This is a genomic window from Arthrobacter sp. NicSoilB8 (genome assembly GCF_019977355.1).
GTDB lineage: Bacteria > Actinomycetota > Actinomycetes > Actinomycetales > Micrococcaceae > Arthrobacter.
The window spans coordinates 2,148,155-2,171,594 of the sequence record NZ_AP024655.1; the positions used below are offsets into that span (position 1 = coordinate 2,148,155).

The 23,440-nt window shown below is 64.8% G+C and carries 21 protein-coding genes; 3 read left to right on the forward strand and 18 right to left on the reverse strand.

What is annotated here, in order from left to right:
* Positions 1–27: 27 nt before the first annotated feature.
* The 10 genes from galK to LDO15_RS09610 all read right to left on the reverse strand — a co-directional run bounded on the left by galK (position 28) and on the right by LDO15_RS09610 (position 10,413).
* Positions 28–1,200 (reverse strand): galactokinase, encoded by a 1,173-nt coding sequence (galK, locus tag LDO15_RS09565; RefSeq protein ID WP_223986399.1) that lies wholly within the window; start codon positions 1,198–1,200, stop codon positions 28–30.
* On the reverse strand, positions 1,197–2,360 hold the full coding sequence (galT, locus tag LDO15_RS09570; RefSeq protein ID WP_223986403.1) for a galactose-1-phosphate uridylyltransferase: 1,164 nt from the start codon (positions 2,358–2,360) through the stop codon (positions 1,197–1,199). The genes galK and galT overlap by 4 nt, the downstream gene beginning before the upstream one ends.
* 2 nt (positions 2,361–2,362) lie before the next feature.
* Positions 2,363–3,388 carry an L-glyceraldehyde 3-phosphate reductase gene (gene mgrA / locus LDO15_RS09575; protein ID WP_223986405.1) on the reverse strand — a complete coding sequence of 342 codons (1,026 nt, stop codon included), beginning with the start codon at positions 3,386–3,388 and terminating at the stop codon, positions 2,363–2,365.
* An 87-nt stretch (positions 3,389–3,475) separates the two neighbouring features.
* Positions 3,476–3,751 carry a hypothetical protein gene (locus LDO15_RS09580; protein ID WP_223986407.1) on the reverse strand — a complete coding sequence of 92 codons (276 nt, stop codon included), beginning with the start codon at positions 3,749–3,751 and terminating at the stop codon, positions 3,476–3,478.
* Between the two features lie 114 nt (positions 3,752–3,865).
* Positions 3,866–6,106, reverse strand: a complete 2,241-nt coding sequence (locus LDO15_RS09585) for an alpha-galactosidase (RefSeq protein WP_223986410.1) — start codon at positions 6,104–6,106, stop codon at positions 3,866–3,868.
* A gap of 40 nt (positions 6,107–6,146) precedes the next feature.
* Entirely contained in the window at positions 6,147–7,127 is a 981-nt protein-coding gene (locus LDO15_RS09590; RefSeq protein WP_223986413.1) for a glycosyl hydrolase family 32, read from the reverse strand.
* A gap of 57 nt (positions 7,128–7,184) precedes the next feature.
* The gene (locus tag LDO15_RS09595) at positions 7,185–8,024 is read right to left on the reverse strand and encodes a carbohydrate ABC transporter permease (RefSeq protein WP_223986416.1); all 840 of its coding nucleotides are present in this window, start codon (positions 8,022–8,024) and stop codon (positions 7,185–7,187) included.
* A 44-nt stretch (positions 8,025–8,068) separates the two neighbouring features.
* Positions 8,069–9,040, reverse strand: a complete 972-nt coding sequence (locus LDO15_RS09600; RefSeq protein ID WP_223986419.1) for a sugar ABC transporter permease — start codon at positions 9,038–9,040, stop codon at positions 8,069–8,071.
* An 81-nt stretch (positions 9,041–9,121) separates the two neighbouring features.
* Positions 9,122–9,766, reverse strand: a complete 645-nt coding sequence (locus tag LDO15_RS09605; protein WP_263428354.1) for an extracellular solute-binding protein — start codon at positions 9,764–9,766, stop codon at positions 9,122–9,124.
* On the reverse strand, positions 9,715–10,413 hold the full coding sequence (locus LDO15_RS09610) for an extracellular solute-binding protein (protein WP_223986424.1): 699 nt from the start codon (positions 10,411–10,413) through the stop codon (positions 9,715–9,717). Before LDO15_RS09610 ends, LDO15_RS09605 begins: the two co-directional genes overlap by 52 nt.
* 302 nt (positions 10,414–10,715) lie before the next feature.
* On the opposite strand from LDO15_RS09610, the gene LDO15_RS09615 reads away from it, so the two are divergent.
* Positions 10,716–11,732 carry a LacI family DNA-binding transcriptional regulator gene (locus LDO15_RS09615; protein ID WP_223986427.1) on the forward strand — a complete coding sequence of 339 codons (1,017 nt, stop codon included), beginning with the start codon at positions 10,716–10,718 and terminating at the stop codon, positions 11,730–11,732.
* 663 nt (positions 11,733–12,395) lie between these two features.
* Here LDO15_RS09615 and LDO15_RS09620 read toward each other — a convergent pair.
* Positions 12,396–12,998: a TetR/AcrR family transcriptional regulator gene (locus tag LDO15_RS09620; RefSeq protein ID WP_223986429.1), complete on the reverse strand. Its 603-nt coding sequence runs from the start codon at positions 12,996–12,998 to the stop codon at positions 12,396–12,398.
* A gap of 163 nt (positions 12,999–13,161) precedes the next feature.
* Here LDO15_RS09620 and LDO15_RS09625 point away from each other — a divergent pair, with 163 nt between their 5' ends.
* Both LDO15_RS09625 and LDO15_RS09630 read left to right on the forward strand, forming a co-directional pair.
* Positions 13,162–14,241 (forward strand): alkene reductase, encoded by a 1,080-nt coding sequence (locus tag LDO15_RS09625; RefSeq protein WP_223986432.1) that lies wholly within the window; start codon positions 13,162–13,164, stop codon positions 14,239–14,241.
* 67 nt (positions 14,242–14,308) lie between these two features.
* A complete protein-coding gene (locus tag LDO15_RS09630; RefSeq protein WP_223986434.1) occupies positions 14,309–15,022 on the forward strand; it encodes an SDR family oxidoreductase in 714 nt (237 codons plus the stop codon).
* A gap of 333 nt (positions 15,023–15,355) precedes the next feature.
* Here the strand turns inward: LDO15_RS09630 and LDO15_RS09635 are convergent, their stop codons facing one another.
* From LDO15_RS09635 to LDO15_RS09665, 7 genes are all read right to left on the reverse strand, one after another.
* Positions 15,356–16,237 carry an alpha/beta hydrolase gene (locus LDO15_RS09635; RefSeq protein WP_223986437.1) on the reverse strand — a complete coding sequence of 294 codons (882 nt, stop codon included), beginning with the start codon at positions 16,235–16,237 and terminating at the stop codon, positions 15,356–15,358.
* Positions 16,238–16,284: 47 nt separating this feature from the next.
* On the reverse strand, positions 16,285–17,283 hold the full coding sequence (locus LDO15_RS09640) for an NADP-dependent oxidoreductase (protein WP_223987245.1): 999 nt from the start codon (positions 17,281–17,283) through the stop codon (positions 16,285–16,287).
* 842 nt (positions 17,284–18,125) lie between these two features.
* Positions 18,126–18,452, reverse strand: coding sequence for a hypothetical protein (locus tag LDO15_RS09645; protein ID WP_223986439.1), 327 nt, complete (start codon positions 18,450–18,452; stop codon positions 18,126–18,128).
* 265 nt (positions 18,453–18,717) lie between these two features.
* Positions 18,718–19,926 carry an IS110 family transposase gene (locus LDO15_RS09650; RefSeq protein ID WP_223986247.1) on the reverse strand — a complete coding sequence of 403 codons (1,209 nt, stop codon included), beginning with the start codon at positions 19,924–19,926 and terminating at the stop codon, positions 18,718–18,720.
* Between the two features lie 303 nt (positions 19,927–20,229).
* On the reverse strand, positions 20,230–21,270 hold the full coding sequence (locus LDO15_RS09655; RefSeq protein WP_223983825.1) for an IS3 family transposase: 1,041 nt from the start codon (positions 21,268–21,270) through the stop codon (positions 20,230–20,232).
* Positions 21,234–21,668 (reverse strand): hypothetical protein, encoded by a 435-nt coding sequence (locus LDO15_RS09660; protein ID WP_223983828.1) that lies wholly within the window; start codon positions 21,666–21,668, stop codon positions 21,234–21,236. Before LDO15_RS09660 ends, LDO15_RS09655 begins: the two co-directional genes overlap by 37 nt.
* A 427-nt stretch (positions 21,669–22,095) precedes the next feature.
* Positions 22,096–23,240 (reverse strand): IS3 family transposase gene (locus LDO15_RS09665; RefSeq protein ID WP_223979232.1). Its coding sequence is split into 2 segments (ribosomal slippage): positions 22,096–22,967 and positions 22,967–23,240, totalling 1,146 coding nucleotides; the frame shifts between segments, so codons are not numbered across the junction.
* Between the last annotated feature and the right edge of the window lie 200 nt (positions 23,241–23,440).

A 23,440-nucleotide genomic window follows, 5' to 3' on the forward strand; every position in this document is an offset into this window, starting at 1 on the left:
TGTTCATGCGGCCGGCGTTGCCACAGATCAGGAGGTCCGGGCTGCGCCCGCCGACGGGGTGACGGAGAAGATCTCCGGCCGGGTGAATCCCGCCGCCGCGAAGGCAAGGATGACGGCGTCGCGGACCTGCTGCTCGTCCTGTACCGGGGTGAGGGCGATCGCCGAGCCGCCGAAGCCCCCGCCGGTCATGCGGGCGCCGATGGCGCCATTGGTCCGTGCCTTGTCCACGGCGAGGTTGAGTTCGGGGCAGGATATTTCGAAATCGTCCCGCATCGAGGCGTGGCTGGCATCGAGGAGGTCCCCGATGTGCGCGGCGCCGTGGGCGCGGAGGGTGTCCACCGTCTGGAGTACGCGGTCGTTTTCAGTGACGATGTGGTGGACCCGCCGGAACGTCGTCGGATCAAGCAGCCCGCGGGCGTTCTGTAGGTCGGTGACGGCGACATCGCGCAGGGCGGACACGCCAAGGATCTGGGCACCGAGTTCGCACGACGCTCGGCGGGAGGAGTAACCGCCGTCTGCGTGGGAGTGCGAGACTTTCGTGTCGATGACGAGCAGGACCAGCCCGGCCTCCTGCGCCTCGAACGGGACCAACTGCACGGCTTGGTCCCTGCAGTCGAGGAAGACGGCGTGGCCGCTGGCGCCGCGCAACGACGCCGACTGGTCCATGATGCCGGTCGGCGCGCCGACGAACGCGTTTTCCGCGCGCTGGGTCAGCATAACCATTTCCTCGGCTGACAGCCCGGCACCGGTGAGCTCGTTGAGGGCCGTGATGAGGGCGCATTCAATGGCGTGCGAGGAGGACAGCCCCGCCCCGAGCGGGACGTCGGAGTCCAGCAGCAGGTCGAAGCCGGGGACTTTGATGCCGTGCTGCTGCAGCGCCCAAACCACTCCGAGGGGATACTTGGCCCAGCCGGTGACGGCGCCCGGCGCCAGGGCGGCGGCGTCGGCCTCGACGAGCCCTTGGTCGCCAATCGTGGACAGCAGCCGGACGGTGGAGTCGTCGCGGAGTCGGACGGCGGTTCTGGCCCGCTTTTCGATCGCGAAGGGCAGGACGAATCCCTGGTTGTAGTCGGTGTGCTCGCCGATCAGGTTTACCCGGCCGGGGGCGGCCCAGACGCCGTCCGGGGCCGCACCGAAGGTGACCTCGAAACGGCTGATCAGGCTGTCCGGAGGGGTGTCGGCGCGGTTGGTCGTGTTCATGCAGGGGCGCCTTCCGGGGTCAGGGTGGTGCGGGTCGGGATGCCGGCTGGGTGGCCGACGGCTTCACTGGCCACTTCCCGTAGCCGGGTGGCGACCGATTCGGGGGTGGTGTCGTTGATGAAGGCCCCCATTGCCGCCTCGGAGCCCGCCAGGTACTTGAGCTTGTCCGCTGCGCGCCGCGGGGAGGTCAGTTGCAGGTGCAGTTGACCGGCTCTGCGCATATCCGCCTCCAGCGGGGCTTGGTGCCAGGCCGCAATGTAGGGAGTCGGCGTCGGGTACAGGGCGTCAAAGCGCTTGAGGAGTTCGGGGTAGAGGTGCGCCAGCTCATCGCGTTCGGCCCCGGTCAGCGCGGCCAGGTCCGGTACCTGGCGGTGCGGGACGAGGTGGACTTCCAGGGGCCAGCGCGCGGCGAACGGCACGTAGGCGCTGAAGTGTTCGCCTTCCAGGACCATGCGGCTGCCGTCACTGCGCTCGGCCTGCAGCACGGACGCGGCGAGCGTCGCCGTGCCGTCCAAAGCATCGAAGTGGGCGCCGGCTGCGGCGGCCAGGACCGCCGCGCGGGGCGTCACGTAGGGGTAGGCGTAGATCTGCCCGTGCGGGTGGTGCAGGGTGACCCCGATCTCGGCACCCCGGTTTTCGAACGGGAAGACCTGTCGGATGCCGGGCAGGGCGCTGAGGGCCTCGGTCCGGTGGGCCAAGGCGTCAATCACGGTTCGTGTGCGGCGCCAGCCCAGTTCGGCAAAGGATCCGGTGTGCTTCGGGGTGAAGGCCACGACCTCGCAGCGGCCCACGGCCGGCGTCGAGGTTCCCCAGCCCGGCGCCGAGGGGATCTCGTTCGTGACGGGGCCCAGTGAGGGGAAGCGGTTTTCAAAGACAGCCACGTCGTAGTCCGGAGCCGGAATCTCGGTCAGGTTGGCCGGGGTCGTCGGGCAGATCGGACACTGGTCCGCCGGCGGCAGGTGTGTGCGGGACTGCCGGTGGGCGGCGACGGCGACCCATTCCCGGCTGAGCGCGTCGAAGCGTAACTGGCCCGGGTCGGGGCGAACGGGCAGTTCACGGTGGTCCGCCAGGGACTCGGGGGCCCGATCCGCTGTGGCGGCGTCGTCAAAGTAGAGAATCTCCCGGCCGTCGGCCAGGCTGGTCGTGGTGGTGCGTGTCATGTTCATATTTGTATGTCGGATTCGACGGCGAACTCATCGATTGCGTCGATCTCGTCGGCCGTGAAATCCAGGTTGTTGATGGCGGTCAGGGTGTCCTCGAGCTGCCGGACGCTGGACGCGCCGACCAGTGCGGACGTGACGGGCGAGCCCTTGCCCTGCTCGCGCAGGATCCAGGCGATGGCCATTTGTGCGAGGGTCTGCCCGCGGCCCTCGGCGATCCGGCTGAGCCCGCGAACACGGTCCAGCTTGTCCTCAGTGATCATGGATTCGCCCAGGGACTTGTGCTGGGCGGCGCGGGAATCGGCCGGAATGCCCGCCAGGTAGCGGTCGGTGAGCATGCCCTGCGCCAGCGGCGAGAAGGCGATGGAGCCTGCGCCCACCTGTTCCAAGGCCTCGAAGAGGTTGGGGCTGCCGTTCTCGGTCCACCGGTTGAGCATGGAGTAGCTGGGCTGGTGGATCAGCAGCGGGGTGCCGAGTTCCTTCAGAATCCGGGCCGCCTCGAGGGTCTGTTCAGGGGTGTAGGACGAGATGCCGGCGTAGAGCGCCTTGCCGGAGCGCACGGCCTGGTCCAGGGCGCCCATGGTCTCTTCCATCGGCGTCTCCGGGTCCGGGCGGTGGCTGTAGAAGATGTCCACATAGTCCAGGCCCATCCGGCCCAGGGACTGGTCGAGGCTGGCCAGCAGGTACTTGCGGGAGCCGAAGTTGCCGTAGGGGCCGGGCCACATGTCGTAGCCGGCTTTGCTGGAGATGATGAGTTCGTCGCGGTAGGGGGCGAAGTCGTCCTTGAAGTGGCGGCCGAAGTTGGTCTCGGCGCTGCCGTAGGGCGGGCCGTAGTTGTTGGCCAGGTCAAAGTGGGTGACGCCGAGGTCGAAGGCGCGGCGCAGGATGGCGCGCTGGATCTCGAACGGCTTGTCGTCACCGAAGTTGTGCCACAGGCCCAACGAGATGGCCGGGAGTTTCAGGCCGCTGCGCCCCACGCGGCGGTAGGGCATGGAGTCGTAGCGGGTGTCAGCTGCCAAATAAGTCATGGGTGCCTTTCTGCCTGCCGCTGGAAGAAACCGGTGCGGCACACGGGTAAGGAGTCGAAATAGGCAGGAACGAGCCGGCCGGAAGGGTTACTGCGGGAGGTCTTTAGCGGCTACGTCCGGGCCGCAACACAGTCCCTGGGAGGTCCATGTATCGCGTTCATCTGTGACGCCGTAGGGGACGCTGGCATCGCAGGCGACGGTGTATGTGCCGGGACCCAGTCGGGTGATGAGGATGCCCTGCCGGGCGTCCCTGGCTCGTTGGCGCAGCAGCATCACCGCGGCGCTCAGTTCGTCCTCGATGTGGCCGGTGCTGTTGCCGGTGACGTGCAAGGTCTGTCCTGGTTCGATTGGAGTGATCATCATGGTTCCCTTTGCTGCTCAAGAACTCGTCAATTATTCGACCCGTGGGGGTCAGCGTGGTCGCCCCGGCCTCACAGGACACGAGGTGCGCGCCTTCCGGTATAGGTTGGCGCCGCGTCAGCCGGTCTTGGTGACGCGGTAGAGGACTACCTGGTCGGGGTGGATCCTCGGGGATGCGACGCCGACCTTTGACAGGACGTTGCCGGGGAAGGTGGCTCCGGGGAAAACCACGTCATCCTGAGTGGTTCCCCGCAGGGACGTGCGTTCGGTCGCCCGGCCGGAGGCCGCCGGCTGGCCCCACCATTCGGGCGGCAGAAGCCCGGAGGGTGTTGTCCAGGGGAAGACGGGTTCCACCCGGTACGTTGCGTCCGGGTCGAGTCCGCGGAGCTTCAGGCGGCCGGCAGGATCCGGGTAAAGGCTGTCGAGTGCCACAGCCGCGAAAATCGCGCACGACCTGTCCCTGCTGACGACGCCGTGAAACAGGGCGTTGGAATCGTGACCGTCCATTCGGACGACGTCCCCGGTGAGCAGGAGGCTACGCTCCTGCTTGTAGAAGGCGATCCACCGTCGCAGTCCTGATATCTCCTCGGGTGAGGCCTTGGCAAGGTCCCACTCGACGCCGAGGTGTCCGAAGATGGCGGTGCCTGCCCGGAACGCCAGGTCGTGCTGGCGGCCGGTGGTGTGGGAGCGCCCCGAAGCGATGTGGGAGCCCATGTACTCCGGCGGCAGAAGTTGCGTGGTCCAGCGCAGCATGGTCTGCCGGTCGTGGGGATCGATGTTGTCCGACACCCAGACCCGGTCCGTGTGTTCCAGGACGCCCAGATCGACCCGGGCACCGCCGGATGAGCATGATTCGATCTCCAACTCCGGGTGCAGTGACCGGATTTCCTCCAGCAGGGCGTAGAACGCGAGGGTCTGGGCGTGAACGCCCGGGCGGCCTGCTTCGAGCTGGTTGCCGGCCTCGATGAGGTCGCGGTTGTGGTCCCATTTGATGTAGTCGATCCGGTACTCCGCCAGGAGCGCGAGGATCTGCTTTTTGACGTGCTCGTAGGCTTCGGGGATGCCGAGGTTGAGGACCTGCTGGTGGCGTGACTCCGCGGGCCATTCGGTGCGGGCGGCCATGATCCATTCCGGATGTGCGCGGGCGACGTCGCTGTCGGGGTTGACCATCTCGGGTTCAAACCACAGGCCGAACTGCATACCAAGAGCGTGGACGCGGTCCGCCAGGGGGTGGAGTCCGGTCGGCCACACGTCCGGTGAGACCACCCAGTCGCCCAGCCCGGAGGTGTCGTCGCGGCGTGAACCGAACCACCCGTCGTCGAGCACGTAACGTTCGACGCCGATGGCGGCGGCGCGCTCGGCCAGGTCGATGAGTTTGTCCTCGTCGTGGCCGAAGTAGACGGCTTCCCAGACGTTGAGCGTCACCGGCCGCTCAGCCGGGACCTGGGGGCTGCGGCTGCGCACATGGGTGTGGAAGCGGCGTGCGACCTCGTCGAGTCCGGTCCCATAGGAGGCGTAGATCCAGGGGCTTGTATAGCTGTCACCGCGGCCCAGCCGGATTTCGCCGGGCAGGAGCAGTTCCCCGCCGCCGAGCAGTTGCTCGCCGGTGAAGACGCGTTCGGCGTAGTGCTGGTGGTTTCCGCTCCAGGCCGTGTGGACGGCCCAGACTTGGCCGTGGCCGAATCCGAATCCGGGGGTTCCTGCGTGCAGGATGTACGCGCTGTCGGCGCCGGTGCGGCCTTTGCGGTTCTCGCGCAGGTGCGTGCCGGTCCGCAGCGTGCCCCGCTGGGGGATGCGTTCGTAGTTGTGGTTGCCTGCGAAGTCCAGCAGTTCCGTGGCTTCCGAGGGAATCGGGAAGGACAGTGCGAGGTCTTCGACCGTGTACTTTTCGTCGCAGAGGTTGGTCAGTTGTGCCCGGCTGCGCAGCAGGCCGCCGGGAAGCAGCTCCAGTGTCAGGTCAAGGCGCAGCCGTTCAGCGTCGTCGAGGGCGCTGATTTCAAGGAGTCCGGGACCGGAGGACGTGGATGCTGTGACCGGGGTGCCGCTCAGTGCCACGGTTTGGGTGCGGAATTTGGGTGACCAGCCGATGCCATCGAAGGAGCCGCGCAATCCCGGACGTCCCGTCCAGCCGCTGTGGTGCCCGGGCAGCAGACCCGGCCGGGGTGGCAGGTCGACGGTGTTGGAGCTGGTCACCGGGACACTGGCCCCAACCAGGGTTTCGGCCTGTTGGGCGGTCAAAGCTGGAAGTCCGGCTCCCCAGTGGACGATGGCGGGCAGTTGGCCGTCCGTGGCGTCTATCAGCACGGACACTCCGGCGGCTGTCAGTTGCAGGATCGCGTCCCGGTTATCGGTTGGCATGGAACTCCTCATGCGTTGGTGCGGTCAGGTTCGTCACGGGCTAAAGAGCGTTGGCGGTGCTGGTGTGCGGTGGTGTCGTGGTCAGGCTGCCGCGTTCGGCGTCCCATTGGACTGGTATTGGATCCGAGACGATGCCGTCGAAGGAGCCGTCGCTGTTGGCGTCATGGCAGGCCATCATCATCCATTGGCCGGCACGGTTCTTTATGAGGCGGCCGCTGTAGAGCGGGGCCGTGGTGACGATCGCCGCTGATGCGACGTCGTAAGGTCCGCTGGTTTGGTCCGTTTCCAGGCTCCAGATCCCGCCGCCGCCGAATCCTTCTGCCTTCCTGGCAGCGAGCGTGTCCACCCCGCAGGAGAACAGCAGGACGGTCCGGTCGTCCATGACGGTGGTCTGGGGGACTTCGAGGTGTCCAAAGCCGGCTCCGGGCCGGCTCAGGGGCGGCCGTACCTCCCAGGTTTCCAGGTCCGGCGATACGGCGTGGCCGATGACGCCTCGGTTGTCGACGTCTCCGGTGTTTGCCCTCGCTGTGATCAGCATGTGCCATCCGTTGCCGGCAGGGTCGGCGAAGACCCAGGGGTCCCGCCAGGCTTCTTCGGGCCAACTGGAGTCGCCGTATTTTTCGTACCAGCGCCTGTCGGCTTCAATGACGGTGGCCGGGTGCTTGGTCCAGGTGTGGAGGTCTGGTGAGGTTGCGACGCCGATGGCTTCGATGTTGTGTTTTTCGTAGAATCTGGCCCCGGTGTAGAACATCCGCCAGATTCCGTCGGGGCCCTGGAGCACGCTTCCGGTCCAGGTCGAGGTTGCATCAAATGCATCGGGGTTATCGGGCTGAAGGACGACGCCGTGAGAGACCCAAGTGCTCAAGTCCTGTGAGGTGGCGTGCCCGATTCGGGCGTTGCGGTGTCGCAGAGCCGGGTCACCCAGGCTCTTGGGGGCGTGGAGGTAGTACATGTGGAAGGTGGAGCCGTCGTCGGCTAGCCAGAAGTCCCACACCCAGGAGTCGTTGAGACTGAAAACCAATTCATTACCTTTTCTGTTGGTGGCGGTCCGCCCGGGCGGGGCCGCGGTAGGGAAGTGCTAGCCCTTGACTGCGGAGCTGCTGATGCTGGCGACGAACCAGCGCTGGAAGATCAGGAAAACTGCCAGGACCGGGACGATGAACATCGTTCCGAAGGCCAGTACCTGGCCCCATTCCGGTGGCTGTTGGTTTTGGAAGATGCTGATTGCCAGCGGGAGCGGCCGGACGGTGGGGTCCGAGACCATGAGGACCGGCCACAGGTAGGATCCCCACTGGGCCAGGAAGGTCAGGATGGCGACGGTGGCGAATGCCGGCTTGGTGATGGGCACCACGACCTGGAAGAACGTCCGGAATGGCCCGGCGCCGTCAAGGCGTGCTGCCTCTTCGATCTCGCCGGGGACGTCGAGGAAGAAGGTGTAGAACAGGAAAATCGAGAACGCGTTGGCAATGAACGGGATTGCCTGGATAACGATGGTGTCCCGCTGTCCGGAGAACATGTAATACAGGGGCAAGGCGACGGCTTCGAACGGGATGATGGTCAGGACAATCACCAGCAGGAAGAGGACCTTTTTTCCCCGCCATTGCATCCGGGCGAACGAATAGGCTGCCATCGAGTTTACGACCAGGCTGCCGGCAACCACCGCGGTGGTGACGATGATGGAAACGGCCGCGAACTGTCCGAAGTATCCCGTGGCCTCTGAACTGAGGTGCTCGAAGACACCGGTGTAGTTGTGGAAGGACAGGTTCGTGGGGACGAAGCCGCTGATACCGCTGAGGACCTCCGAAGACGGGCGGAAGCTTCCAACGATGAGGTAATAGACGGGCAGGAAGAAGAACAGCGAAACGGCGGTCAATATCAGGTAGTGCAGTGCGGTTTGCCAACGTCGGGTGCGTTTCATGCTGCCGCCCCGCCGCCCTGACTTCAGACTCTTTGAGATCGTCATCAGACTCCTCCTCGCTGGCGCACCGCGGCGCGTTGAATGATTGCGATCACGGTGATGATCAGCATGAAGATGACGGTCATGGCTGCGGCCTGACCCACGTTGTTGTTGTCGAAGCCGGTGTTGATGATCTGGGTCATCACCGTCTCGGTCGAGGCGCGGTCGACGCTCCCGGACCGGCTCAGGAGATACACCTGGTCGAAGAGCCGGAAGCAGAAGATCGTGGTGATGAGAGCGACGAAGATCAGGGTGTTTCTGATGCCAGGCACCGTGACATTGAGGAATTGAGCCCATTTGTTGGCACGGTCGAGCGATGCCGCCTCGTAAAGTTCGGTCGGCACGCTTTGCAGCGCCGCGAGAACGATGATCATCTGGAAGCTGACGCTTTGCCAGATCGACATGACGATGATCGATCCGAGTGCGGTAGAGGGATCGCCGAGCCAGTCGTGGCCGGTATATGAGCCGCCGCTTAAGAGACCCAGGATGGCGTTGAGGAGTCCTTGGTCTCCCCTGGAGTAGATGAGCCGCCAGATCACGGCTGTCAAGGCTAGCGGGAAGACCAGGGGCATGAAGATGAATGTTCGGAAGATCACCATGCCGCGCAGTTTGCGGTTGACGAGGACGGCCAGTGCCAGGGCCAAAACGGTCTGCACAGGTACGACGATGAGGGCGAACGTGAAGTTGTTCAGCAGCGCGTTGCCGAAGGCTGCGGCCAGGTCAGGATCGGTGAACAAGCGCGTGTACTGTTCGAATCCGACGAAACGCGCCGGACGCGGGCTGTTGAGCTGCACGCGGTAGAAGGACAGCACGAGTGCGAGTACGAAAGGTGCGACAAGGAAGATAGCGAGTCCGAGCAGGGCCGGGCTGGCGAAGAGGGGGCCCGCGAACCGGTGCCCGGAAAGACCGGCGGCCGACCGGCGCCTTGCCGGCACCGTGGTGGCCTGGATCTGTTGCGGTTTGGTTTGAGTGGTCATGATGGTGGCTTTCGCTGGGAGCGAGTCCGGAGTGGTCCGGCCGGCCGTCTTGGATGCGGCGGCCGGACGACTGCCGGAGGTCTATTTCTTGTATCCGTCGTTGTCGGCGAAGTTTTGGTCGATGGCGCGGGCGGCGGCGCTCAGGGCCGCTTTGGCGTCCTTGCCGGCGTAGATGGCTGCCTCGGCTTTGCCCACCTGATCTGTGACGACGGGGTAGCCTGCCGTCACCGGCCGGGTGACGCTGACGCAGGTGTCGCCGATCTGGTCCTCGGTGCCGCAGGCCTTGCTTAGCTGATCGCCGAGGAGCTGCAGCTGCTTTCCGGGGCCGTAGAGAGTGGATGCGGCCAGCGCGGTCTTGGTGGCGGGAGGGGCGCCATTGGCGTCGGTGTAGGTGCTGACGCTCTGGTCAGTCATCAGGAAGTCCAGAAACTTCCCGGCCGCGGAGCCGTTCTTGGTGGTGGCGCCCATGCCCCAGGCGAAGGTTCCGGATGCGGTCTTGGTGCCCTTGCCGAAGTTCGGCAGGGGGATGGAGACGAGATCGCTGCCCAGGGCTTTGTATGTCGGGTAGGTCCAGTGACCAACCCAGCTCAAAGCGACGCGTCCGCTCGTGAAGGCGAGTCCGTCTGCGTTCGGGTCAGTGTATTTCTTCCAGCTGGCGAACTGTGTCAGGGACTTCACGTTGGCATCTGAGTCCAGCGCTCCGGATGCTTTGTTGTCCTTGAGCATGGTGCCGCCGCCGGACCAGATGACCGGGCCCGCCGAACAGCAGGTTCCCCATTCGCCGGCAAAGCCGTACTGCTCCGAAAGATCCAGCGGCTTGCCGCCCGGAACCACCGTGACGAGCTTGTCCAGAACTCCCGTGAACTCGTCAGCGGCCAAGCCTTTTCAGGAGTGGTGGGGTAGGCAACGCCGGCGGCGTCCAGGAGTTTCTTGTTGCCCCACAGTGCAAGGCCGGCGTTCATCATGCCCACGCCATAGACGGCATCATCGACAGTGTTCTGCGATTTGATGGAGTCGGTCTGGTTCGACAGCGTCGCGTCGGACACGGAGCCTTTCAGCGGGGCCATTTTGCCGTTGTAGACGAAGCTGGCCAAGGTGGGCCCGTCGAAGTCAAGGACATCGGGCAAATCACCCGGGGCTGCGGAGTTGACGGCTTTGGTGTACTGGTCGGAGGGAAAGAGTTTGAGATTCACTTTGATCTTGCTCTGGGAGCTCTCGAAGTTCGAGATGATCTTCTTCAACGCGTCGTTCTCAGCCGCCTGGCCGTCGACCGCCCAAACATTAATCGTGCCCTCGCCCGAGCCAGCCACGACGGTGGCTCCGGTACTGCCGGTGCTGCTGGCTCCCGGGCCGCCGCAGCCGGTGAGCGCCACGGCTGCGATAGAGACAGCGGCAGCCGCGGCGAGGATCCGCGCCCCGCTCGGTGATTTCGGAATGGTCATCATTGATCCCTTCGGAGAAGCTGAAATTTTCTGGAATGCGTGCAAAATGCCTGGATATCGTCAGGCGAGAAACGTGAGGAGGATCACTGCTCATGGGCTCAAAAGTGAGTCTACCCGGGTAGACTCTGTCGTGCAAGGGGCTCATTGAGACCCACAAATGCTGGTTAAGTTCGGCAAGAAAGCTGGTCAACGCGGGTAGACTACTGAGAACAAGGGAGTGGAAGGTGGTCTACATGGCAAATCCGCAGGTACAGGCCGGAACCGGAAGGGTAACGCGAACCGATGTTGCCCGCTATGCGGGGGTCAGCACGGCAGTTGTCAGCTACGTCATCAACGGCGGCCCCAAGCCGGTCGCGGCAACAACTGCGGCCCGGGTGCGCGAAGCCATCAAGGCGCTGCACTACCAGCCCAACGCAACCGCCCGCGCCCTGACAATAGGTTCCGCGCGGCTGTTGGGGATGATCGTCCCCGACAGCACCAACCCCTATTTCGCCGAGCTCACTGACGCCATCGCGCAGGCGGCCGGATCCCGCGGGTACGCACTCCTGGCCGCCAACTCCCGCACGGACGCCGACACCGAGCGCCAAAATACCCTCAACCTCGTATCACGCCAGGTCGACGCGATCATCCTCGCCACCGTGCTCAGCCCAAGTGAAGTCGCCGCCATGCCGGTCCAAGGGATTCGGAGGGTCCTGATTGACCAGTCCAGCGCCGTGCACGGCATCCCCACGATCAGTACCGACTTTGAACAGGGAGCCGCAATCGGAGTGCAGCACCTGATCGGCCATGGCCACAAGGACATTGCCATTCTGGTCGGCAAAGACATCGACCCCTCCCGCGTGGACCCACGACATAACGGCTGGAAGAAGGCACTGCACGAGGCAGGCCTGCCCGAGGGGCCCGCGGAATTCACCGACTTCACGAGGCAGGGCGGCTACGAAGCCACCCGTCGACTGCTTGATCTGCCGAAGCTGCCCACGGCCATCTTTGCTAGCTCCGACCTGCTGGCAGTAGGCGCACTGCGTGCCATCCACGAAGCCGGCCTGTCCATTCCAAAGGACATCGCCGTCGTCTCGTTCGACGGAACCTCCGAATCGGAATTCAGCTGGCCTCAGCTCACGACTGTCCGGCAACCCATCAACCGAATCGCAGATGCAGTCCTCGAAGCAGCCCTCTCGCCCAAGAACACAGACGGGAAGATCCAGCTCCTGCCCACGGAGCTCATCATCCGCCGCTCCTGTGGCTGCTGACGAGCCCGTTGAGCAGATCCACGTTGTGCCTCAACTGCCCCTGCACCTGAACGGGCCGCCAGGCGACACCACCTGGTCATCACTCTCACTCTGCCGGACGGCGCTGCTACCGCGCCCATTGTCGGCGGGGTCGGAGACATGTACGGCAAACGTCGGCTACGGACCGCGCGCAGTTGGTCGCTAGGCATAGGTGACAGGTCTGGCCTGACTGATGCTGCGGTTGTGGGCGACGCATCAGGACATCCCGCCCTCGGAGCTTTTCCGGCGGAGGGCCTCTGCCGTGCCAGGTCCGGCGGCGGAGGCGCCCATTGTGGCGACGGAGCTGACTGCGCTCCTACCGGTTCACTCGCACGGCACTGGCTGTCGGGTAGCTGTGTCACGTGCAACCTTAGACGGCGGGGTCCCGCCGCTGCCGCGGCCGGTGCTTACCCTCTTATCGTCCAGTCAATGGGGTCGGCTCGCATCGTCCGCATGGACTGATCCATCGACCGCACTCGCAGTAGATGGATCAGGAGGCGAGACATGCCCCGTATGCGTGGGCGACCAGCTGGGCGCGGTCTCTGGCTCCTACCGTGGCCATGAGGTCCTTGACGACTGGCGCCTGCCGATCCACGACCGCAGGCGACTGGTGGACACCGGTGTTAGTGCGAGCACTTGATTGCGTCAGCGAGACAGCAGCACGCCGACCTGGGCCCGGATGTCCTGAACAATATCGTCGATGCTCAAGGCGGCGTTCACGCTCGCCGCCATGCTGAGGAACATGATCGCGGTGACGATGCGGGCCATCGTTGCGGCATCACCCGCACCGGCCTGCTCGTGCCTGCCCAGGACGGCGGCGGTGGCCTCCTCGGTCTGCGCGACGATGGACAGAGCTTCGCTGTGTCGAGGCTCCTCGGGATCGCCGAAGACCATCTCCCGCAGGTAAGTGCGTCCGTTGTCGACCTGGATGCGGTTGCATTCCACGATTGGCTGGACGATGGCCATCACCGCATCGAGGACATCCGGTATGGTTTCGGCATCCGCCCGACCCTGCTGGAGTGCTTCGGCGTAGAGTGCGTTCTGCACGAGCAGCAGGAGTTCACCTTTGGACTTGGCGTAGAGAAACAGGGTCCCGGTGCCGATGTCCGCCTTGTCGGCGATCTGCTGGGTCGTGACATCCTCGATGCCGTGCTCGGCGAACAGCTCGCTGGCTGCCGCGGTGATACGGTCCAGCTTTTGTTGCTTGTTTCGCTCACGCCGTCCGACCGGCTGGGAGGCGAGAGACATGATGGATCCTCCGGGAATATATTCTGACTGCACTCAGTTTTGAGTATAGTCATTACTGTAGCGGGTTGAACTCTTCGCTAATTCTCCCACGCCGTTGGGGGCTGCAACGGTCCACCCGGGTGGTAATGGCCGATTACCCATCAATACAAAGGACTATGCACTCATGACCACGTCATCCACGCTCTGGCAGCCATTCACCCTCGGCAAAGTGGAGCTGCCGCACCGGCTCGCGCTGGCCCCGCTGACCCGGAGCCGTGCGAACCCGGACGGCACCCCCGGGGAACTGGCCGCAGAGTACTATGGCCAGCGCGCCTCGCTCGGGCTGATCATCACGGAGGGCACACAGCCCTCCGAGGACGGCCAGGGCTACTTGAACACCCCCGGCATCTACACTCCCGAACACATCGAGGGATGGCGAAAGATCGCCGACACAGTGCACGCCGGCGGCGGAGCGCTGTTCATCCAACTGATGCACGTCGGCCGCATGTCGCACCCGGACAACACCCCGCACCACCGTCGGCCTGTGGGCCCGTCCGCGATCTCGGCCGAGCAGGACATTTTCACTCCGACAGGCCCGCAGAAGACCCCGGTGCCGCGTGAGTTGGGCGCCCACGATATCCAGGCCACCATCGCCGGGTTCCGCCAGGCGGCAGCCTCCGCTATTGCAGCGGGAGCGGACGGCGTGGAGATCCACGGCGCGAACGGGTACCTGCTGCACCAGTTTCTCTCGCCGAACTCGAATCACCGCACGGACGAATACGGCGGATCGGTGGAGAACCGGTCCCGGTTCGTCGTCGCGGTCGCCCGCGCGGTGGCCGAGGAGATCGGGGCAGAGCGGACCGGCATCCGGATTTCACCGGCGTTCCCGCTGGGCGGAATCAACGAAGGGGACCCCGCGGACGTCCGGACACAGTACCGCCACCTGGTCGGCGAACTCGCCACCCTGAACCTTGCGTACCTGCACGTACACCACCTCGGTGACGACGAACTGCTTCGGTCCTTCCGCGACACGTGGCCTGCTGCCATCCTCGTCGTCCGGTATGGGCGCGAACGCGAGCAGATTGCCGACGACATCGACGCCGGGCTCGCGGACATCGCGCCGCTGGGCCGATTCGCCCTGGCGAACCCCGACATTGTTCAGCGCCTGCGCACCGGCGCACCGCTGAACGAGCTGGACCCGGGCACCCTGTACGGCGGCGGCGCGGCCGGGTACACCGACTACCCGGCCCTGGCACACGCCTAATCGTCTGCCGCGGGCCGTCCGCCACCGACCTCACCCAACCCACACCCCTCAGAAAGAAGAAACAGCCATGCCATCACTCAACGGAGCAGTCGTCCTCATCACCGGAGCCAACGGCGGAATCGGCACGCAGTTCGTGCACGAAGCCCTCGCACGGGGAGCTGCAAAGGTTTATGCCTCCGTCCGCACCCCCCGCACTTGGAACGACGAACGCATCGTTCCACTCGCCCTGGACGTCACCGACTCCGCCTCCATCCAGGCAGCGGTCGAGGCGGCACCGGACGTGACCGTGCTGATCAACAACGCCGGCGCGTCGGTTCCCAGTGCCGGGATCCTCACTCACACGGACGAGGAGATCCGCCGGAACGTCGAGACGAACTTCCTCGGACCTCTCTTCGTCGCCCGCGCGTTCGCTCCGGTCCTGTCGGCGAAGGACGAAGCGACGATCATCGACATCCACTCGGCCCTGAGCTGGTACGCCGTCGCCGGCATCTACAGCGCCACCAAAGCCGCCCTCTGGTCAGCGACCAACTCCCTCCGCCTCGAACTCGCCCCCGCCGGCGTGCACGTCGTCGGCGTCCACGTCGCATACGTCGACACCGCGATGGCCGCGCACGCCACCGACCCGAAGCTCGACCCGGCCGTGCTGGTGCGCACCGTGTTCGACGCCACCGAGGCGGGGGAGTACGAGGTCCTCGCCGACGACACGTCTGTCCAGCTCAAGGCCGGACTCAGCGCCCCCCTCGAAGCGGTCTACCCGCAGTTGGTGGACGCGAACGCATAAGCGAACATCCGGCGCCACCGCGTTCACCAAAAGTGGGCGCGGTGGCATCACCCCTGCCCAAGGACGCCGCGGCCCACGATGCCTAAGAGACGACGGAACGGGTGGGGAGTGTAAGAATAAGGGTGGATCCGGGGTTGGCCTGACACGCCGGGGTAGTCACCAGCCAGAGGCCGCGTCAGGGGTGGCGATACGTTTGCTCACCGTGCTGATGCGTTTGTGCGGGCCCTGTTCGAGCCGGCCAGCGCGACGAGGCCCCACGCCAATGGCTCTGCCCGCCCGTAGTCACGGGCGGGCAGCGCCATTGTGTCTTTCTACTCTGTTGGCGGGATCTTGTCAGGTGCGTGCTGGTCGGTGGGCGAGGAATTCTACGGCGACGGGGGAGAACCTGTCGTGGAACTGGAAGATGCCGCCGTGGCCCGAGCCGGGGTAGATGATCAGCTCGGATTCCTGGATGCGCCGGTGCAGGTCCTCGGACAGGATCGACGGCACCATGCGGTCGTTGTCGCCGTTGGCGATGAGGGTGGGGTGAGTGAGCTTCGACAGGTCCGACGGCGCGGAGCGGCCGAACTTCTGGATTGCCTTCAGCTGCGTCTGGAAGGCTTTGGTGCTGATCGGCTTGTCGCGGTTGACCGTGCGCTCCTGCAGGCGCTTGATGAACGCCTTCGCGGTCCGCTTGCCGGTGGCGTTGCGGTTAAAGAACAGGAACTCCTTCGGGTCCGCGCGCGTCAGGGTCGCGCGAAGGAGGTCCCAGTAGGTCGTGCTGACCACCCTGTCGATGTCCTTGCCGCCCCGCGGCCCGGTACCGGCCAGCACGAGCTTACGGACAAGGTCGGGATGCTTGAGGACCAGGTCCTGGGCGATCATGCCGCCCATTGAGAAGGAGAAGATGTCGATCGTGTCGAACCCGAGGGCCTTGATGAAGGTATAGGCGTCATCGGCCATCGCCTCGATGCTGTCGGGAACCTTTCCGGTGGAGGCGCCGACACCGCGCTGGTCGAAGGTGATGACGTGGCGGTTCGTCGCGATGGGCTCGATGATGCGGGGGTCCCAGTTGTCCAGGGTCCCGGCAAGGTGCGTGAAAAACACGACGGGGATGCCCGTCTTGGGCCCCAGTTCACGGTAGGCGTAGGTGACGCCACCGGCGGTGATGGTGCGTGTGGCGGCCTTCGCGTACGAGGTGACGACGGAGCCGTTCGGGGTGTCGGTGCTGCTCACGCTGGTTGTTCTCCTGGGTGGTCTTTGAGGGTCTGGCTGCCGGCGGCTCAGGAGGGAAGGGTGACGACGGCTTTGCCGCGGAGGCCGCCCTTTGCCAGCGACTCGAGCGCCTGTGGGGTCTGGGCGAAGTCGAAGACCTGCCCCACGACCGGGCGCAGCACGCCGTCGTCAACCAGGGCGGTGATCTGGCGCAACTGGTCGCCGCTGGCACGCATGAAGAGGAACTCGTAGCTGACGCCGAGCTTCTTCGCCTGCCGCCGGATCCTGCCGCTGAGCCCCGCGATGGCCAGGCGCAGCACAGGGTTCAGGCCGGCTTGGCGCGCAAACGCCGGGTCCGGCGGACCGGCGATTCCGATCGCCTTCCCGCCGGGCTTCAGGATGCGCAGTGACTTCACGAGGTTCTCCCCGCCGAGGCTGTCGAGCACCAGATCGTATCCGGCGAGGAGCTGCTCGAAGTCCTGCGTACGGTAGTCGATCACCGTGTCCGCACCGAGGTCGCGCACGAAGTCGGCATTGGAGGCGCTTGCGGTGGTCGCGACGGTGGCGCCGAGGTGCCTGGCGAGTTGGATCGCGATCGACCCGACCCCTCCGGCCCCGGCGTGAATGAGAACCTTCTGCCCCGGCCCTACGTTGCCTTGCTCAACGAGGGCCTGCCACGCCGTAAGCGCAACCAGCGGCAGCGAGCCAGCCTCCTCCATGCTGATCGATGCGGGTTTCAGCGCCAGATCGGCCTCGGTGATGGCGATGCGCTCGGCGAACGTGCCGATGCGGTCTTTGCCGGGGCGGGCGTAGACCTCGTCACCGGGCTTGAACCCGCGCACCTTCGCCCCGACCCGGATGACGGTGCCGGCGACGTCGTTGCCGAGGATCAGCTGGAGCTTGTACGGGAGGATCTGCTTGAACTCACCCAGGCGGATCTTTTCGTCCAACTGGTTGAGGCCCGCTGCCTGGACCCGGACCAGCACATCGCGGTCGCCGACGGTCGGCTCAGGGACGTCTGCTGCGCGCAGCGGTTCCTTGTACTTGGTGACGACGAATGCCCTCATGGCGTGCTGCTCCTCTATGACGTGCATTAGGCTAAAAATGAGCTTACTCAATAGTGAGTATACTCGGAAATATTGTCAAGTAGGATCGGTAGGTGAGCGCGTTCATCTAAATGTTCCCGAGGACGTGCGACAGGGAATTTCTCCAGTCAAGCGTCCCTTCGCCCTCGCGGCCGTTGAACGGCCAGACATGAATGCGCTTTTCCAGGGACGCATAACTGTTGAAGACCGCATGGGTGATTCAGCAGGCCCTAGTTTCGCGGAAGACCACCGCAGGACCGTTGCTTTCATTCGCGCAAGGAAACAGGAGCGCCTAGTCTGTTGAGGTGCTTCGGCGAACACCGCCCTGGCGGCTGGCGCCGGTCGTAGTTCCAGAATTCCTTGCCCTGCGGTGGGTATCGGTACCAGGTTCCCCGCACTGCTGAGGTCGCAGGGCATGGTCCTGCTGTTGGCGCTGGATCCGGAAGAGGGGCTGACAGCCGTTGCCCAGCCCCGCGCTCAGGACTGCCTGCCGCCAGCGGGTCTCGTGAAGGGATCCTCGCGGCGATGGGCAAGGTGCGTGACCGGGGCTGGGCTGTGGCCACATGAGGCTGCCTTCGCAAGCACTCACGTCAAGAAGTCAGTCAACTGTTCGTGCGTATCCCACGTGTTTGTCGGGAGACGCATTGACTCAGGGCCTTTGTTTCTCCTGCGCGGCGGCGAGGATCTGAAGGCGTATCGTCCCGTTGCTCGCGTCGCATGCTAGCGATAGAGCGATAGGCGCGCTGCGTGCGTGGAGGATTCAGGCACGCGGAACCGGGTTGTGGGTTACCGCGGGGCTTGCTGCGGCAGCTGGTGCTGGCTTGTCAGGCTGCCAGGGCTAGTGACGGGGCCGCGGACGTCGCGTGCTCCGGCGTCAGGATGCCGATCCGATAGTCGTGCTGAAGCGGGTCGACGTGCACCGGCAGGTGATGCGACTTTGCGCACGCGTGAAGCTCTCCCATGGCGTCGGGTTCAATTTGTGCACGGGTCACGTCGAGTTCCAGCGCCAGTCCGGAGGCGAGTGAGCTGGCGCGCTTGACCACGTCATACAGGCCATGGACGCTCTGAACCGTCACGTGGCCCTGGACCCTGACATGGGCCTTGGCGCCGTCGAGGTCCACGCGGACCAGCACCCGAAGCTTCTCGTTCACAAAGTTCTCCGCTCTAAATCGGGGCCACCACGCTGTGGCCCCCGACAACGATAGACGCAATGTGACCTGGATAACAACACCATCCCTGAGTGGGACGCAACCGTGCTGGCGACTGCACACGCAGGGCGATCATGCCTACTTCAAGACAGTCGAATTTTGTCGGTACTAAAAGGCGAGCCTCGCCCCTACGATCTGGGGGCGGTGCGCTGGTGAAGTGCATTGGAATGATGAAATTCGCGTGTGTACATTGATGCTCCTATACACGTCAATGTTCTCTGAGCCAGGTTTCGTAGCGCTGGTGGAAGACATCATCCCGGCTGAGTCCGCGTTCCAGGCGGGACAGGGCGGTGGGCCAGACGTGGAGGGCGTCGGCGGCTTGCTGAAGGGTCAGGTGCTTAGCTGTGCGTGTTGTCCGGAGGGTTCCGGCGTCGGGTGCGGGGCGCGGGTGGCGGAGTTGGTCGTAGATTTCCCGGGCGACGTAGCGTTTGAGGCAACGCATGATTTCTTTGGTGCTTTTGCCCTCCTGACGCCGTCTGGCTACGTAGGCCCTGGTTCTGCTGTCGTAGCGCATCCGCACAAGGACCACGTGGTGGATGGCTTTGTTGGCCTGCCGGTCGCCGGCGCGGCTGAGCCGGTGACGGGACGTCTTTCCCGATGATGCGGGGATCGGTGCGACGCCGACCAGGGCGGCGAACTTCGCCTCTGTGGTGATGCGTTCGGGGTTGTCGCCCGCGGTGACCAGCAGCTGACTGGCGACGTCGGTGCCGACGCCCTGAAGGTCGCGCAGCATCGGTGCGTGGAAGGCGAGGATGGCGTCGAGTTCGGCATCGATCTGTGCCAGCTCGTGGTGCAGGTGCCGGTAGCGGACGGCGAGCCGTTTCAGCACGGTCGCGGTGCTGGCCAGCGGCTCGGAGACCGGTCCGGCGGGCCGTGTCCTCTCCAGCGCGGCCATCAGGGCCGGGCTCGTCATGGCCCGGTATTTGGCGCGGATGCTCTCCGGCGCGGTCACCAGGATCGCCCTGACCTGGGCCATCACGGCGACCCGGGCGCGCATGGCGGTGGCACGTTCCGCGCGCAGCACCCGCAACGATTCCACCGCTCCGTCGCGGGATTTCGGGGTGGTGGCGGCGCGGCCGGCGAGCACCGATTCGGCGGCCTGGTAGGCATCGAGCGGGTCGGATTTTCCCTGCAGCCGGCGCGCCTGCCGGTTCGGGCGCATCACCTCCACGACGTGAATGCCCTCGCGCACGAGCACGCGTGAGAGTTCGGCACCGTAGCTGCCGGTCCCTTCCACGCCCACGGCGAGGACGGGACCGAATCCGGTGATGAAGTCGATGATCCCCTGGTAGCCGGCACCCGCGGCCGGGAATTCCCTGTCGGCCATGTGCCGGCCGGTATCGGTGATGACGGCGACATGGTGGGTATCGGCGTGGGTGTCGATCCCGGCGATGACTTTCGTTTGTTCGTTTGCCATGATGAAACTGCCCTGACCTTCCGTTGCGTGCGGTGGAACACGAAGGGCACGCCGGCCGGGTGGGCAGACAAGACAGTAATGGGACTCTTCGAACAGGCTCCTATGAGGTCATGTCCACCTGGCCGCCGCGTCAACTGCAGGCTGTGGTGCGGCGGACAGATCAATGTCAAGACAAACCCTCACACGGGCGTCAGTCACACTTCGAGCCACGCCGCAACACAGGCCAATTCCATCATTACTGTGCACACTTCGGGTTACGGATCGGGTCGTGCTGGTGCCGGACTGGCCCGTATTCGGAATGAATCAAGCTGTTTGTGACAGCGGGTTGGCTTTGTGGTTGATGCCGGCGTGGGCCGGGGCGGCTGGTGCGGTGGGTTTGTTTCGGTAGCGGTGAGGATGCCGGGCGTGGCAGGCGTTGAGGGTTGCTTGGCGGCGTTGGCGTGCCTGGTCGACTCGTCCTGCGTGGACGGTGTCGGGCGTGTAGTAGTTCAGGCCGCTGTGGCGGTGGTTGGCGTTGTAGTCCGCGAAGAATGCCGCCATATAGTCGCGGGCGTGCTGGAGGTCCTGGAACCGGCGGGGAAAGTCCAGGTCGTATTTCACTGTCTTGAACAGGGATTCTGAGTAGGGGTTGTCGTCGGAGACCCGCGGGCGGGAGTAGGACAGTGTGATGCCCAGGGACTGGGCAAGCTGGAGGGTGCTGCCGGCGCGCATGGGTGCGCCGTTGTCGGCGTGGAGCACGGCAGGGCGCTGCCGGTTTTCGGTGACCGCGCCTGTGATCAGTGCGGCGGCCAGGGCGGCCGTTTCGGTGTGTTCGACCCGGTGCCCGACGACTCTGCGGGAGAAGACATCCAGGATCGCGTAGAGCCGGTAGGTGTGTTTTCCCGGGCCGTGGAGCATCGTGATGTCCCAGCTCCAGAGCTGGTTCGGGGCGGTCGCGTGGATGATGGGTTTGGCTCGTTTGGGGCCGGTTCCCGTGCGCTGTTCGCGGCGGTCGCCGTTCTGCCCGTTCCGGGCCACGATGCGGTGGGCGGCGGCGATGGAGAAGAAACAGTGCCCCGCGTCGAGCATCCGGTAGTAGGCCTGGGTGACGGAGAGGTTGGCGTATTCCCTGGAGTTCAGCAGTTCCATGAAGGCGTCGGCTTCGGTATCGGTGATCCGGTTCGGGTAGGCGCGGTCGGGATGGGGCACCATGATCCCCGACGGTGCAGGCGGGCTCAGGTGCCGGTACCAGGCCGTGCGGTGAACGCCCACCAGGGCGCAGGCCTTCACCGCGGACCAGCCGGCCGTGATCAGTTTCCCGGCAAAGGTCAGGGCGATGTCTTTCCAGGTTTTGGCGTCAGCCACTCCGGCCGGCCCGGCTCCGGTTCCTCCACTTTTGGATCCGTCGCCGCCGCGCTCTTGGCCATCGCGTCCAAGAGCGCGGAAGCTTTTCCCAGAATGTCCACGGCAGCCTCGGACCGCGCCAGCTTGGCCTTGAGGATTTCGTTTTCCTTCAAGACCCGTTTGAGTAACTGCTTATCGCCCGCGTTCAATCGCTGGTCCTCCTCCAGGTTGTCCGATCTGGACCTCAGCTCCCCGGACTCCCGCTGGCGGCACCAACGGTTCATGGTGCCCTCGGTGATGCCCGCCGCCCTGATGAATGCGGCTTTAGCGCCCCACTCGAGGCATTTGTCGTACTCATCCAGCATCGCGTGCTTCTGCTCGGTAGTGAAGTGCTTCCGGTTCGAAACACGAACAGGCATAACGAAATCCATGATGGACCTTTCCCCGCACTGCCCCGGCTCCAGCAACAGGAAACCTGTCACACAACAGCCTGACACACAGGGTATTCCGCATGTTTCCGCGGGAGCCCGGTGTTTGCGGGGGAGGGAATGCACTTCGAGTCCCACCTCGGGCACGGCATTTCCCCTCGTCAGAGGGGGTTTTTGCTTTAGCGTGTGTATATTGACGCTGCTGGGGTCCCTCTGACGCTTGTAGCGGCCTGTCGCTGTGGCCTGTGAAGCTGTGTGGGTGGCGGGTTCAGAGCCCAGGCTGGTGGGCCCTCAGTCCGCTGGGATGTGGGGCATGCGGGTCCCCTTGTGGCTTGTTTTGGCGGGCGTGCTTGGTCCTGTACCTATTCATGCCCTGGGGACTGCCCCGGAATTCGTTGACTCTCGGGGTTTGGTGTCGCTAGGCGGCTTTGAGGCCGCTATTGATTGTCTCAAACTCGACCGGTGTTAGCCGTCCGAGGCGCCGCTGGCGGCGTTTCCGGTGGTACGTTTTCTCGATCCACGTCACGATGGCCAGGCGCAGGTCCGCCCTTGTGGACCATCGCTGGCTGTCCAGCACGTTCTTCTGCAGGAGCGAGAAGAAGGATTCCATGGCGGCGTTATCGGCGCACGCGCCGACCCGTCCCATCGATCCTGTGAGCCGGTTGCCCTTCAACGTCCGCACGAAGGCGTTTGAGCGGAATTGGGAGCCGCGGTCACTATGGATCACGGTTCCCTCCGGCTCCCGGAGCGCTATTGCGTTGTGCAGGGCCGAGACTGCCAGGGACGCCTTCATCCGGGAATCGATGGAGTAACCCACGATCCGGTTGGAGTAGACGTCTTTGATGGCGCACAGGTAGAGCTTGCCCTCGTCGGTCCGGTGCTCGGTGATGTCCGTGAGCCACAGCCGATCCGGTGCCGTTGCTGTGAAGTCCCGCCGGACGTGGTCATCGTGCACGGGCGGGCCGGCCTTGCGGGTCAGGCCGCGCTTCTTGGCGAAGACAGACCAGATCCGCTGGCTGCTGCACAGCCGTGCGACCCGGTTCTCTCCGGCGCTGAAACCCTGGTCTTCGAGCTCGTCGGCGATAAACCGGTACCCGAACCCCGGATCGTCCCGGTGGACGTCCACCGCCGCGTTGATCAGGTGGGCATCTGACCAGTCGCGCTCGGAGACGGGACTTCTCTTCCATTCGTAGAAGGCCTGTTTGGAGAAACCCAGCACCCGGCAGGCCACCGCGACGGGAATTCCGTCCGCGGCAAGGTCAAGGACCAGCGGAAACTTCATTTTGGGGGCAGCTCCCGGGCGAAGAAGGCCGCTGCCCGGCGCAGAATCTCGTTCTCCTGCTCCAGCAGCCGGATCCGCTTCCTGGCATCCCTGAGTTCTGCCGCTTCCTTCTCCGTCACTCCGGGGCGGACGCCGTCCTCGACGTCGGCTTTCTTGAGCCAGTTGTGCAGGGTCGCTTCGGAAATCCCGAAGTCTTTAGCGATCTGTGAGATCGGGGCTTCGTGCTTGCGTGCCACGGCGACCACGTCACGGCGGAACTCAGCGGGGAAAGGCTTGGGCATGTGAACATCCTTGCTGCAAGGACTGAATCCTCACAAGTCAGGAGTCAACAAAACCGGGGGCAGTCCCCTGGGGTTGTGGTGTTGGCATGATCTGCGGGGATTTTCCTGAATATTTTTGTCCGGATTCCTTGTTTGCTGTGGTCTGGGGAGAGAGATGGCTGCCGTCTTGTCCGGTCAAAGGCGGCGTGTACATTGTCCAC

What these genes read in the sequence shown, in the direction of transcription:
- galK (WP_223986399.1), bottom strand. Translation starts at nt 1,200, where the DNA reads ATGAACACGACCAACCGCGCCGACACCCCTCCGGACAGCCTGATCAGC.
- galT (WP_223986403.1), bottom strand. Translation starts at nt 2,360, where the DNA reads ATGACACGCACCACCACGACCAGCCTGGCCGACGGCCGGGAGATTCTC.
- mgrA (WP_223986405.1), bottom strand. Translation starts at nt 3,388, where the DNA reads ATGACTTATTTGGCAGCTGACACCCGCTACGACTCCATGCCCTACCGC.
- LDO15_RS09580 (WP_223986407.1), bottom strand. Translation starts at nt 3,751, where the DNA reads ATGATGATCACTCCAATCGAACCAGGACAGACCTTGCACGTCACCGGC.
- LDO15_RS09585 (WP_223986410.1), bottom strand. Translation starts at nt 6,106, where the DNA reads ATGCCAACCGATAACCGGGACGCGATCCTGCAACTGACAGCCGCCGGA.
- LDO15_RS09595 (WP_223986416.1), bottom strand. Translation starts at nt 8,024, where the DNA reads ATGAAACGCACCCGACGTTGGCAAACCGCACTGCACTACCTGATATTG.
- LDO15_RS09600 (WP_223986419.1), bottom strand. Translation starts at nt 9,040, where the DNA reads ATGACCACTCAAACCAAACCGCAACAGATCCAGGCCACCACGGTGCCG.
- LDO15_RS09605 (WP_263428354.1), bottom strand. Translation starts at nt 9,766, where the DNA reads ATGCTCAAGGACAACAAAGCATCCGGAGCGCTGGACTCAGATGCCAAC.
- LDO15_RS09615 (WP_223986427.1), top strand. Translation starts at nt 10,716, where the DNA reads ATGGCAAATCCGCAGGTACAGGCCGGAACCGGAAGGGTAACGCGAACC.
- LDO15_RS09620 (WP_223986429.1), bottom strand. Translation starts at nt 12,998, where the DNA reads ATGTCTCTCGCCTCCCAGCCGGTCGGACGGCGTGAGCGAAACAAGCAA.
- LDO15_RS09625 (WP_223986432.1), top strand. Translation starts at nt 13,162, where the DNA reads ATGACCACGTCATCCACGCTCTGGCAGCCATTCACCCTCGGCAAAGTG.
- LDO15_RS09630 (WP_223986434.1), top strand. Translation starts at nt 14,309, where the DNA reads ATGCCATCACTCAACGGAGCAGTCGTCCTCATCACCGGAGCCAACGGC.
- LDO15_RS09640 (WP_223987245.1), bottom strand. Translation starts at nt 17,283, where the DNA reads ATGAGGGCATTCGTCGTCACCAAGTACAAGGAACCGCTGCGCGCAGCA.
- LDO15_RS09650 (WP_223986247.1), bottom strand. Translation starts at nt 19,926, where the DNA reads ATGGCAAACGAACAAACGAAAGTCATCGCCGGGATCGACACCCACGCC.
- LDO15_RS09660 (WP_223983828.1), bottom strand. Translation starts at nt 21,668, where the DNA reads ATGCCTGTTCGTGTTTCGAACCGGAAGCACTTCACTACCGAGCAGAAG.